14 protein-coding genes are annotated in these 11,576 nt (G+C 27.5%); 11 read left to right on the forward strand and 3 right to left on the reverse strand.

Annotated features, from left to right (window positions below; all coding sequences use genetic code 11):
• Positions 1-7: 7 nt before the first annotated feature.
• Complete coding sequence (locus Q0881_RS06550; RefSeq protein ID WP_299157959.1) at positions 8-244, reverse strand: hypothetical protein; 237 nt, start codon at positions 242-244, stop codon at positions 8-10.
• A 273-nt stretch (positions 245-517) separates the two neighbouring features.
• Here Q0881_RS06550 and Q0881_RS06555 point away from each other — a divergent pair, with 273 nt between their 5' ends.
• From Q0881_RS06555 to Q0881_RS06605, 11 genes are all read left to right on the forward strand, one after another.
• Positions 518-859 carry a LysR family transcriptional regulator gene (locus Q0881_RS06555; RefSeq protein ID WP_299157962.1) on the forward strand — a complete coding sequence of 114 codons (342 nt, stop codon included), beginning with the start codon at positions 518-520 and terminating at the stop codon, positions 857-859.
• 103 nt (positions 860-962) lie between these two features.
• On the forward strand, positions 963-1,535 hold the full coding sequence (locus Q0881_RS06560; protein WP_299157964.1) for a fasciclin domain-containing protein: 573 nt from the start codon (positions 963-965) through the stop codon (positions 1,533-1,535).
• A gap of 21 nt (positions 1,536-1,556) precedes the next feature.
• Positions 1,557-2,075 (forward strand): cytochrome c, encoded by a 519-nt coding sequence (locus Q0881_RS06565; RefSeq protein WP_299157967.1) that lies wholly within the window; start codon positions 1,557-1,559, stop codon positions 2,073-2,075.
• Between the two features lie 20 nt (positions 2,076-2,095).
• On the forward strand, positions 2,096-4,081 hold the full coding sequence (gene nosZ / locus Q0881_RS06570; RefSeq protein ID WP_299157969.1) for a Sec-dependent nitrous-oxide reductase: 1,986 nt from the start codon (positions 2,096-2,098) through the stop codon (positions 4,079-4,081).
• Positions 4,082-4,168: 87 nt separating this feature from the next.
• The gene (locus Q0881_RS06575) at positions 4,169-4,759 is read left to right on the forward strand and encodes a hypothetical protein (RefSeq protein WP_299157972.1); all 591 of its coding nucleotides are present in this window, start codon (positions 4,169-4,171) and stop codon (positions 4,757-4,759) included.
• 1 nt (position 4,760) lies between these two features.
• A complete protein-coding gene (locus Q0881_RS06580; protein ID WP_299157975.1) occupies positions 4,761-5,183 on the forward strand; it encodes a nitrous oxide reductase accessory protein NosL in 423 nt (140 codons plus the stop codon).
• Positions 5,184-5,231: 48 nt separating this feature from the next.
• Positions 5,232-6,644 (forward strand): nitrous oxide reductase accessory protein NosL, encoded by a 1,413-nt coding sequence (locus Q0881_RS06585; protein WP_299157978.1) that lies wholly within the window; start codon positions 5,232-5,234, stop codon positions 6,642-6,644.
• A 10-nt stretch (positions 6,645-6,654) separates the two neighbouring features.
• On the forward strand, positions 6,655-6,978 hold the full coding sequence (locus Q0881_RS06590; RefSeq protein WP_299157980.1) for a copper resistance protein CopD: 324 nt from the start codon (positions 6,655-6,657) through the stop codon (positions 6,976-6,978).
• A gap of 110 nt (positions 6,979-7,088) precedes the next feature.
• The gene (locus Q0881_RS06595) at positions 7,089-8,333 is read left to right on the forward strand and encodes a nitrous oxide reductase family maturation protein NosD (RefSeq protein WP_299157982.1); all 1,245 of its coding nucleotides are present in this window, start codon (positions 7,089-7,091) and stop codon (positions 8,331-8,333) included.
• Positions 8,330-9,037: an ABC transporter ATP-binding protein gene (locus Q0881_RS06600; RefSeq protein WP_299157984.1), complete on the forward strand. Its 708-nt coding sequence runs from the start codon at positions 8,330-8,332 to the stop codon at positions 9,035-9,037. The genes Q0881_RS06595 and Q0881_RS06600 overlap by 4 nt, the downstream gene beginning before the upstream one ends.
• Positions 9,030-9,812, forward strand: a complete 783-nt coding sequence (locus Q0881_RS06605) for an ABC transporter permease (RefSeq protein ID WP_299157987.1) — start codon at positions 9,030-9,032, stop codon at positions 9,810-9,812. Before Q0881_RS06600 ends, Q0881_RS06605 begins: the two co-directional genes overlap by 8 nt.
• A 9-nt stretch (positions 9,813-9,821) precedes the next feature.
• On the opposite strand, the gene Q0881_RS06610 is transcribed toward Q0881_RS06605, so the two are convergent.
• Both Q0881_RS06610 and Q0881_RS06615 read right to left on the reverse strand, forming a co-directional pair.
• Entirely contained in the window at positions 9,822-10,268 is a 447-nt protein-coding gene (locus Q0881_RS06610; RefSeq protein ID WP_299157989.1) for an Rrf2 family transcriptional regulator, read from the reverse strand.
• Between the two features lie 47 nt (positions 10,269-10,315).
• Positions 10,316-11,530: a hypothetical protein gene (locus Q0881_RS06615; protein WP_299157990.1), complete on the reverse strand. Its 1,215-nt coding sequence runs from the start codon at positions 11,528-11,530 to the stop codon at positions 10,316-10,318.
• Positions 11,531-11,576: the final 46 nt, after the last annotated feature.

The following is an 11,576-nucleotide window of genomic DNA, read 5'->3' on the forward strand; positions in this document are numbered from 1 at the left end:
ATTTTATTTATTTTATTGGTGTATTAAATCCAGAAACCAAGGCTAGTAATTTTAAACTCTTTATGGTTTCTATAGTTTCTTTTAATTTTTTGTCTTCTGCATCATCTATTGTTTCTGTAACAAGAACAAGAACATTTTGATTTTCAGCAGGTATTATTTCACAGCCATTTAAAAGAGAAATTTCTTGTTGAAGTTCTTCTTTTTTTCCTTCAAACGGATGTGCTAAATAACTTTTAATAGGCATAGAAAAATAGGTCTTTAATTGTTAAACAAATTACATAAATATGAAAGAGGATTCACATGATATTTATCATAATTTACAGTTTATCAAATCGTTATATCTCTATAAATATAACGAAACTCTTTCATAATCTTAAATTACAAGTACTTAGAAATAAGGAAAAAGCACTTTAAACTGCTAATTTATTTTTAGTATAAATAAGAATAAGTAAGGGTGATATATATCATAGTTGTTATTGGCCATATTAAATAGTTTTGACTAATTAAACATTTGAATATGACATATAAAATTAAGAGTAGAATATGGATTGAAGCAGGCGATAAAATGTTTTTAGGAGAAGGTAGGATTAAGTTATTAAAATCAATTAATAAGACTCATTCTATATCTAAATCTGCTAAAGAATTAGGTATGTCTTATAAAAAAGCATGGAATTTAATTGATTCTGTAAATAAATCTAATGATAAACCAATTGTTATAAAAAGTGTTGGAGGTAGCTCTGGTGGTGGCACTAAGCTTACCCCTTATGGTATTAAGATGATTGAAATGTTTGATACTATTAATTACAATTGCTGGAAATATTTAGATAAACAAGTGAAAAAATTATCTGAAATAGATTAATTTTTTTTACAAAAAAGATAAAAAAGTCTTTTAATATGATATTAATCATATTTTACTTTAAAATACCTCTATAAATTTGTATAAAATTTTAAATCTTTCATAGATGAAAATAAAAATTCCAATAATATCATTAATACTATTACTAACTTTTTTCTCTTGTAAAGAGGCTAAAAAAGAAAGTGTAGAAGAAACACCTAAGACTACAGAAACTATTCATAAAGGACAAGCTTCGGTTATTGATAAAGATTCTGAAGCTAATGCTTTACAAGTTGCAAAATCATTAGACGACTTTAAAACTTTAGTTGTTGCAATAGAAGCAGCAAGTGTAGAAGATGCTCTTGTTAATGCAGGTCCTTTAACAGTTTTTGCTCCAGTTAATACAGCTTTCGATAAACTTCCTAAAGGAACTGTTGAAACATTATTAAAACCAGAAAACAAATCTCAACTCGCTTTTATTTTAAAAAACCATGTAGCTCCAGCTAATTTCCCTGTTAAAACATTAGAGAAAAATGTTAGAAAAAACAGAAAGCTATATATGGCTTCTGGAAAATATTTAAATGTTACAAAGGAAGGAAATGATTTGTATGTAGGAGGTACAAAAATTTTAAAATCGGTAAAAGTAAGTAATGGATGGGTTCATGTAATTGGAGATGTACTTGTACCAAAAGATAACTAATAGCAAAAATCAATTTAGAAAATGAAATTACAAAACCTACTAACAGCAATAATAATTGTAGCATTTATAAGCTGTGGCGGCAATGATAAAAAGAAGCCTTCTTATAATTCTTCAACAGTAAAAAAAGAAGCCGTAAAAAAAGCAGTTGTAAAGAAAGAACCTATAAAAAAAGTTGCGAAAAAAGCTTCAGAAAGTGGAACAATAGATTTAAATAATAAAGGAATTGGTCCAATAAAATCTGTAGAAATAGCTGCAACAATTAACTCTTCTATGGCAGAAGAAGGTAAACTTTTATTTAAAAATAAATGTTCATCATGTCATAGAGTAAATAGAAAATTTATAGGTCCTAATCCAACTGGTATTTTAGATAGACGTTCTCCTGAATGGGTAATGAATATGATTATGAATCCAGAAGAAATGGTTCAAAAAGATCCTATAGCAAAAGAATTATTAATAAAGTTTAATGGTTCTCCTATGGCTAATCAAAACTTGAGTAAAGAGGAAACAAGAGCCGTACTAGAATATTTTAGAACATTATAACAATCAAAAATCAAGAATTTATGAAAACAACAATAAAGATATTTCTTGCACTATTCTCGGTATCACTGTTTCTAACAAGTTGCGGAAATAATAATAATAATAATAATAATAATAATAAAAACGGAACTAAAAAAGGTGTTTTATCTAGTAATAATGCAGAGAAAGTATATGTAGCTCCTGGTGAACATGATGAGTTTTATGCATTTGTTTCTGGTGGATTTAGTGGACAATTAGCAGTGTATGGATTGCCTTCTGGAAGGTTATTTAAAGTAATTCCAGTATTTTCTGTGGATGCAGAAAAGGCATATGGATTTAACGAAGAAACGAAACCAATGTTAAACACTTCTCACGGGTTTATTCCTTGGGATGATGCCCATCACCCAGATATTTCTCAAACAAATGGAGTATTAGATGGTCGTTATGTATTTATTAACGGAAACAATACACCACGTATTGCTAAAATTGATTTGACAACTTTTGAAACTACAGAGATTATTGAGATTCCTAATACAGCCGGAAATCATAGTTCTTCATATGTAACAGAAAATACAGAATATGTAGTTGCAGGTACTCGTTTTGCTATACCAGTTCCGCAGAGAGATATGCCAATTAATGAATACAAAGGGAATTTTAAAGGTGCGCTATCTTTTATTAAAGTAGATCCTAAAGATGGAGGAATGGAAATTGATTTTCAAATTCTAATGCCAGGTTTCGATTATGATAAGGCGCATCCAGGTAGAGGTGAATCTAGCGATTGGTTTTTCTTTACAACCTATAATACTGAAGAAGCAAATACATTATTAGAAGTTAATGCTTCTCAAAATGATAAAGATTTTATTACAGCTGTAAACTGGAAAAAAGTAGCAGAATATGTGAAAAATGGAGGTGGAAAAAAGATGCCAGCAAATTATGCACATAATGTATATGATGAACATACACATTCTGCAACTTCAACAATGAAAAAAGAAGTATTAGTTGTTGATCCATCTGAAGTTCCAGGAGCAATTTATTTTTTACCAACACCAAAATCTCCTCACGGATGTGATGTGAGTCCTAGTGGTGAGTATATTGTTGGTTCAGGAAAATTATCAGCAGATTTAACAGTGCATTCATACTCTAAAATGATAAAAGCTATTGAAGATAAATCTTTTGATGGCGATGCATACGGAATTCCAATTCTTAATTTCGAAGCAATTAATGCAGGTAGCGTTAAACAGGCTGGTTTAGGGCCTTTACATACTGAATTTGATGATAAAGGAAATGCATATACAACATTCTTTATTTCTTCTGAAGTAGTAAAATGGAAATTAGGAACGTGGGAAGTTATAGATAGAAAGAAAACATTTTACTCTCCTGGACACTTAATGGTACCTGGAGGAAACTCGGCAAAGCCATTTGGTAAATATGTTTTAGTTATGAATAAAATAACTAAAGATCGTTACTTACCTACTGGACCTGAGGTAACACAATCAGCACAACTATATGATATTTCTGGAGAAAAAATGGAGTTATTATTAGATTTTCCAACAGTTGGAGAGCCTCATTATGCTGCTGGTATTCCTGCAGATTTAATAAAAGCTAACTCTAAGAAGTTTTTCAAATTAGAAGATAATAAGCATCCTTTTGTTACAAAAAGTGAATCTGACGCCAAAGTAGTTAGAGAAGGTAATAATGTACATGTATATATGACCATGATTCGTAGCCACTTTGCTCCTGATAATATTGAAGGTATTAAAGTTGGTGACAAAGTATACTTTCATGTAACTAATTTAGAACAAGATTACGATGTTCCCCATGGAGTAAGCATGATTGGTGCTAACACTTCAGAGTTATTAATTATGCCTGGACAAACAGAAACATTTGTATGGGAACCAAAACAAGTTGGTGTTTGGCCATTTTACTGTACAGATTTTTGTTCAGCTTTACATCAAGAAATGCAAGGTTATGTTAGAGTTTCCCCTAAAAACTCTACAATTAAACTATCCTGGTCTTTAGATGGTGAATAATTAATTTTTTGATTGATTGGCTGCTTGAATTGTAAGATTGAATAAGTTATATCAAGCAGCCTTTAATCAAAATTAAAAAATACAAAGATGAAACAGTCCAAAATTACAATGATAGTAGGTTCTTTATTATTATTAGGTCTCTTTATATTTCCTTTATGGAATATTACCTTAGAAGCCCCACAGTACCCTACTCCACTTGGAATGGATATTCATATTAATAAATTTGCCGACACCAATGAATTTGATATTAAAAATATCAATTTAATGAATCATTATGTAGGTATGCAATACATTCCAAAAACAATTCCTGAATTTAAAATTTTCCCTTTAGCAATAGGAATAATGGTTTTACTAGGTGTGTTTATAGGTTTTAAATCGAATTACAAATGGTATTTAGGCTGGTTTATACTTATGACTATTTTAGGTATTGCTGGTATGTATGATTTTTATTTATGGGAACATAATTATGGACATAATTTAGATCCTAAAGCTATTATGAAGTTTACCAATCCAGATGGATCTGTTATGGGTTTTCAACCTCCTTTATTTGGAACCAAAGATATTTTAAACTTTACAGCACATTCATATCCTAAACTAGGCGCTTATTTTATGTTTGTAGGTATGCTATTAACACTATCGGCCTTTTTTATGGGGAAAAAACAATCTAAAAATAATTAGTATGAACTATGCAAAACCTTTTATTCTATTACTAACTATTATTTTATTAAGTGGTTGTGCTATTGAGCCACAAAAAATAGAATACGGAAAAGATGCATGCAGCTTTTGTAAAATGACAATTGTAGAAAAGAAGTTTGCTGCTCAAATTGTAACAAAAAAAGGTAGAGCATCTAAATATGATGCCATAGAATGTATGCTAAATGATATAAAAGATAAAAAAGAAACTTCATTAGCTCATATTCTTGTTACAGATTATACAAGGCCTGAAAAACTAATTAACGCTACTAACGCGGTTTACCTAATAAGTAAACAAATTAAAAGCCCAATGGGTGCTTACTTATCGGCATATGCATCTGATAATGAAGCTGAAACAAATCAAGGTGATTTATTTAATTGGAAAGCTATTAAAAAGCGTTTTAATTAAAATAAAAATAAACTTACTACTGATTTCAAAGATTAAATCAATCAAAAAATGAAAACAAAATATTATTTGTTAAGTATAATTGCTGTCTTATTTTTAAATAAAATAGCAATATCTCAAAATAAGCATACATCAAATCAGTGCATTCATTGTAATATGGTAATTAAAGATAAATTACATAATGCACAATTAACAACTGATTCACAAAAAACATTAAATTTTGATGCTATTGAGTGTTTATTAAATTATTTAAATAGTACAAAAGAAACAACTTATTCTAATCTTACAGTTGCCGATTATAAAAGCGGAAAACAAGTAAATGCTAAGACTGCTACTTATTTAATTAGCAATAGAATTAAAAGTCCAATGGGTGCAAATTTATCGGCTTTTAAAACTAAAAATGAAGCTGAATTAATTCAAAAGAATAAAAAAGGGAAATTATATACATGGCAAGAAATTAAAGAAAACTTTAAAGCTAATAAACTTAGTAATGTAGAGCATAATCATCATCACCATAATAGACCTGACGCTCATGCTCCAATTGGCGTAATGGGAGATCACTTACATGAAAAAAGTGGAATTATGGTATCATTACGTTATATGAAAATGGAGATGAATGGTAATCGTTCAGGATCTTCTTCTATAAATAATACTTCTATTTTTAATACTTATATGGTAGCACCTCAGAACATGAGTATGGATATGTATATGTTAGGAGTTATGTATGCTCCTTCTAATAAATTAACGCTTATGTTAATGCAGAATTTTGTTAGAAATAAAATGAATTTAAAAGCTCGTATGATGATGGGTGGTACAACTATGTTTAGAGATTTCTCTACAAGTTCTTCTGGATTTGGTGATTTAAAACTTGGGGCTTTATATAGTATTTATACTACAGAAAATACTTCTATTCACTTGAATGGTACATTAAATATACCTTTAGGGAGCATTAAACAAAAAGATGACACTCCAATGATGCTAAATGCAAAATTACCATATGCGATGCAATTGGGCTCTGGAACGTATGACATTACATTAGGTGCTACTTACAAAGGAAATACAGAATATATTTCTTGGGGAATTCAACCTTTATTTACTTTTAGAACTGGAACAAATAGTGAAAATTATAGATTAGGAAATTCACAACAAATTAATTTTTGGGGAGCTTATAAAATTGCTGATTGGATAAGTGTTTCTGGAAGAGTTTTAGGTGTTTCACAAGGAAAAATATCAGGAAATGATGCACAATTAAATCCAATGATGGTTCCTACAGCTAATACGAATAATTATGGTGGTAAAAAAGTAAAATCATTCTTAGGATTTAATTTTATATTCAATCAAAATTCTAGTTTTAAGAACTTTAGAGTTGGTATTGAAGCTGGTGCACCTATTTATGAAAACTATAATGGAGTGCTAATGGATGAAGATTTATCATTTCAATTAGGTATTAAATATTCAATTTAAAGCATAAAAAATGTATCCTCTATTAATTTTTGTACATATTATTGCTGCAACAATTTGGGTTGGAGGTCATTTAATTTTAGCTATTCGATTTTTACCTAAAGCATTAAAGAAAGATAATTTTTCAATTATTGAGTATTTTAAAAAAGCATATGAACCAATTGGACTTCCTGCTTTATTAATATCAGTAATAAGCGGACTTACTCTTGCTTTTATTAGAGTTCCTGTTTTTTCTGATTGGTTTACTTTTCAAGTACATTTCCCTAAACATTTAATGCTAAAATTACTTTTATTATTAGCTACTTTAATTTTAGCAATTCATGCGCGATTTTTTTAATTCCTCAAAGAAAATTAAAACCATTAGCTATTCATATAATTTTGGTTACATTAATAAGTATTGCATTTGTTTTGATCGGAGTAAGTTTAAGAACTGGTTTATTATTTTAAATGGTATTAAAAATTAAATATTATATAATCACTTTAACGTTTCTATTTATAGGAGCATTTGTAAGCGCACAACAATTAAAAGTTTGTTCTGATTGTAGTATTAAAACTATAAAAGAAGCTATTAATATTGCTTCTAAACACGATTCTATTTTTTTAGAAAAAGGTGTGTACAATGAGTATGATATTCTTATAAATAAACCATTAACAATTATAGGAACAAGAGATGCTATTATTGATGGTAATAAAAAAGGATATATTCTTAAAATAGCATCAGATAGTGTTGTTATTAATGGAATTACCTTAAAAAATGTAGGGAAAAGTTATACGAAAGACTTCGCTGCTATCTATATATCAAGAAGTAAGCATTTTAAAATAGAGAATGTTCGTTTAAAAACTGTTTTTTTTGGAATTTTAGTAGAAAAATCACATCATGGTTTTATTAAAAACAACCATATATCTAGTGAAGCTAAAGAAGAAGCTGGATCTGGAAATGGCATTCATATGTGGCACAGTTCAAATGTTATTATAGAAAATAATAGAGTACATCATTTAAGAGATGGTATTTATTTCGAATTTGTAACACATAGTAAAGTTATCAATAACACAAGTTTTAAAAATTTACGTTACGGATTACACTTTATGTTTTCTAATAATGATGAATATCATAACAATACTTTTCAAAATAATGGTTCAGGAGTAGCAGTAATGTTTTCTAAATTTATAAAAATGACTAATAACACGTTTTTAAAAAATTGGGGAACCGCTTCATATGGATTATTACTGAAGGAAATTTATGATGCTGAAATTATAAATAACACATTTCAAGAAAATACAATTGCAATTAATATTGAAGGTTCAACAAGAATTAATTATTTAAAAAACACTTTTTCAAGTAATGGCTGGGCTTTAAAAATAGCAGGAGCTTGTTATGCAAATAAATTTTCAAAAAATAATTTCTTAAACAATTCTTTTGATTTATCATACAACAGTAAGCTAAATGATAATAGTTTTAATAATAATTATTGGAGTTCGTATACAGGATATGATTTAGATAAAAATGGTATTGGAGATGTACCTTATAGGCCTGTAAAACTCTTTTCTTATGTTGTGAACAGAACTCCAGAAGCTATTGTTTTATTGAGAAGTTTATTTGTAGATATTATTAATTTTTCTGAAAAAATTTCTCCAGCATTTACCCCTGATGATTTAGTAGATAAAGAACCTTCAATGAATAAAATACAATGATAGATATTAAAAATTTACATAAAACTTTTGGTAAAGTAACTGTATTAAAAGAGTTAAATTTAGAAATACAATCTAAAGGGATTTTTGCAATATTAGGTCCAAACGGTTCAGGAAAAACTACGTTAATAAAAAGTATTTTAGGTATGGTTATTCCTGATAAAGGAATTATTAAAATTAACGATACTGATATTTTAAAAAAGCATGAATATCGTAATAATATAAATTACTTACCACAAATAGCTAATTTCCCTGAAAATCTTACAGTATCTGAATTAATTCAGATGATTAAAGATATTAGAATAAAAAAATCTAACGATACAGGCTTAATTGAACTCTTTGGTTTACAGCCTTTTTTAAAGCAGAAACTTGGAAATTTATCAGGAGGTACAAAACAAAAAGTAAATTTGGTACTAACCTTTATGTTTGATAGTGAACTAATTATACTAGACGAACCTACAACTGGACTAGACCCTATTTCATTACTTCATTTGAAAGAGCTTATTAGATGGGAAAAACAAAAAGGGAAAACCATTTTAATTACTTCTCATATTATGAGTTTTGTTGAAGAAATTTCAGACGAAATTGTATTTCTTTTGGATGGAAATATTCATTTTAAAGGAAAAATTAATGAATTAAAAGAGCAAACTAATCAAACTGATTTAGAACATGCAATAGCTAACATTTTAACTACAGAGTATGCTTAAAATATTAAAATATAGTTTTTCGGATTTATTAAGAAGTAGATGGAGTTATGTGTACTTTCTTTTTTATTTAGTTATTGGTTTTGTATTGTTATTTCTAAATAATGATACTTCTAAAGCAGTTATAACATTAATGAATATTATTGTTGTACTAACTCCTTTAATAGGTACTATTTTTGGAATAATGTACTACTATAATTCGCGAGAGTTTACCGAACTTTTATTAGCGCAACCTTTAAAAAGAAGCACTATTTTTTTAGGCCAATATATTGGAGTCTCATTATCATTATCTCTTAGTTTAGTTTTAGGTTTAGGAATTCCATTTTTAGCATATGGTGTAATACAATCAACAGCAATATTTAATTTTATTTCTTTATTAGCTATAGGGGCTTTTTTAACCTTTATTTTTGTTGCTTTGGCATTTAATATTGGATTGAACAATGAAAATAAAATAAAAGGATTTGGATATGCTATTTTACTTTGGCTGTTTTTAGCAGTTATTTATGATGGCTTATTCTTAATTTCTTTAATGGTATTTCAAGAATATCCATTAGATCAATTTTCTTTATTTGCTACACTCTTTAATCCTGTTGATTTATCAAGAATATTAATACTTCTAAAACTAGATATTTCGGCTTTGTTAGGCTATACTGGTGCTGTATTTCAAAAGTTTTTTGGCACTAACTTTGGAATGTTATTATCTAGTGGTGTTTTAGTATTGTGGATTGTTTTACCTACTTGGAGAATAGTTTCAAAATCAAAAAACAAAGATTTTTAATTCATAAACCTAAAAATCCATTTTTTTTAATGAAATATATCTACCCTTAACTTTTATCTCTTTCGTAAATTCTTGTATTGTTTTATCTTTAAAATCATCCATTAATTTCTTTTTAAATGGAGCTACAGTAAAATGTACAGGACAGGGATTCTTATCATCACAAGACGATAATCCCATAAAACATTGATCAAATTTATCAGTACCATCAATGCTTTTTATAATATCCCAAACAGTATTTTTAAAATTAACCTCATTTAAATAAAATCCACCTGTAGGCCCTTTAGAAGAAGAAACTAATTTACTTTTTGTTAGTTGCTGTAGTAACTTAGATAAAAAAGGTTGAGGAACCTCTAAACCTTCAGCAATTTTTTTTACCCCTACTCTTTTATTTTCTTCATTATGAATAGCTAAATAAAGAACAGATCGAATAGCATATTTACAAGCGTTTGATAACATCTATATTTTTTAGATAAAAGTAATAAAAAAGATGTTTTTATCTTTAATTATTTTCGTTTAAACTGATTTATAAAAATATATGCTATAGCTAGAAAAAATATACAGCTAACAATTATTAAAAACTCAAAATATTTATCGATTAAAGATATATTAAACCAGGCACTTATAGCTTTATAAAAAATTAAGATTTCAGTTAAAAGAAAACCTGCTAAATAAAATATAATAGCTTTTTTTGAAAGCACTATTAATTTAAATTTATTTAAAAACAATAATAAACTAATACTTACTACACCTAAAAAAGTCCAATGTAAATAGCCTATAACTAAATTTATATTTGATGCTATAGCATTTGCTACATAAGGGATTGCTCCTAATAATTGAAATATTAATTTTAATAAAAATAAAATAGCAACCAACTTTAATGATTGAATAAATTTTTTAGAAAAACTATTTTCAAGTTGTGCTTTAAAAACAACGAAGCTTTTAAATAAAAAAAAGAAAGAAATTATTTGAAAAAAAGCTCCTAAACCTGAAACTATATAAATCAAAATAGTAGGCTTCATCCATAATAATGAAATACCAAATGTTAATACAACTCCAATATTTATTAATCCAAAAAAGAGATTAAATATTCTTTTAGTAATATTAATATTTTGTTGTTCAAAAATATATAATAGAATACCTAATAAAGCTAAAATAAACCAGCCATTATATTGAAAATGAAGGTAAAAATAAATAGCATTTTTATATAAATCTGAACCATTACCAGTAGTTTTCATTATTATTCCTAAAGCCCATGGACCAATACTAGAAATAATCATATACCATAAAGAAATACGAATACATTTGTAAGAATTTCTTTCTTTATATTTTTTAGGAGTATGTTTAAAAATTAGGTAAGCAAATACATATGAGATTATTAAAAATAATGAAGAAAAAATAATAGAAAACAAAGCATATCCAGTAAAAGGAAATGTAATTAACATTCCAATGATTGTTAATTGAGTAGCCCAAAATACTTTCTTGTATTTATTTCTTATATTTATTTCACACAAATACATTTTAAAAATGAGTGTTGTTATTGCAATGTATATCCACCCTAATAGAGCTATATGTGAGTGTGTGTGTACTATAAATCGATAATTAATAGGTAAATCGAAAACTGCAAAAAAACGAAGTAGAACCCCTAAAAAAGCAATTATTAAAAAATAACTTAAAGCAATTTTACTGTGTTTTTCTAAGAAATTAAATGAGGTTAACATACTTGTAAAAATACGGAATATCAGCTGAAAACAATCTATATAAGTA

Source organism: uncultured Tenacibaculum sp., from assembly GCF_947494125.1.
GTDB lineage: Bacteria > Bacteroidota > Bacteroidia > Flavobacteriales > Flavobacteriaceae > Polaribacter.

Excerpts from the sequence above, each read along its gene's own strand:
- Q0881_RS06555 (WP_299157962.1), top strand. The coding sequence starts at position 518 with ATGACATATAAAATTAAGAGTAGAATATGGATTGAAGCAGGCGATAAA.
- Q0881_RS06565 (WP_299157967.1), top strand. The coding sequence starts at position 1,557 with ATGAAATTACAAAACCTACTAACAGCAATAATAATTGTAGCATTTATA.
- Q0881_RS06605 (WP_299157987.1), top strand. The coding sequence starts at position 9,030 with ATGCTTAAAATATTAAAATATAGTTTTTCGGATTTATTAAGAAGTAGA.
- Q0881_RS06615 (WP_299157990.1), bottom strand. The coding sequence starts at position 11,530 with ATGTTAACCTCATTTAATTTCTTAGAAAAACACAGTAAAATTGCTTTA.
- Q0881_RS06600 (WP_299157984.1), top strand. The coding sequence starts at position 8,330 with ATGATAGATATTAAAAATTTACATAAAACTTTTGGTAAAGTAACTGTA.
- Q0881_RS06550 (WP_299157959.1), bottom strand. The coding sequence starts at position 244 with ATGCCTATTAAAAGTTATTTAGCACATCCGTTTGAAGGAAAAAAAGAA.
- Q0881_RS06590 (WP_299157980.1), top strand. The coding sequence starts at position 6,655 with ATGTATCCTCTATTAATTTTTGTACATATTATTGCTGCAACAATTTGG.
- Q0881_RS06585 (WP_299157978.1), top strand. The coding sequence starts at position 5,232 with ATGAAAACAAAATATTATTTGTTAAGTATAATTGCTGTCTTATTTTTA.
- nosZ (WP_299157969.1), top strand. The coding sequence starts at position 2,096 with ATGAAAACAACAATAAAGATATTTCTTGCACTATTCTCGGTATCACTG.
- Q0881_RS06575 (WP_299157972.1), top strand. The coding sequence starts at position 4,169 with ATGAAACAGTCCAAAATTACAATGATAGTAGGTTCTTTATTATTATTA.
- Q0881_RS06595 (WP_299157982.1), top strand. The coding sequence starts at position 7,089 with ATGGTATTAAAAATTAAATATTATATAATCACTTTAACGTTTCTATTT.
- Q0881_RS06560 (WP_299157964.1), top strand. The coding sequence starts at position 963 with ATGAAAATAAAAATTCCAATAATATCATTAATACTATTACTAACTTTT.
- Q0881_RS06580 (WP_299157975.1), top strand. The coding sequence starts at position 4,761 with ATGAACTATGCAAAACCTTTTATTCTATTACTAACTATTATTTTATTA.
- Q0881_RS06610 (WP_299157989.1), bottom strand. The coding sequence starts at position 10,268 with ATGTTATCAAACGCTTGTAAATATGCTATTCGATCTGTTCTTTATTTA.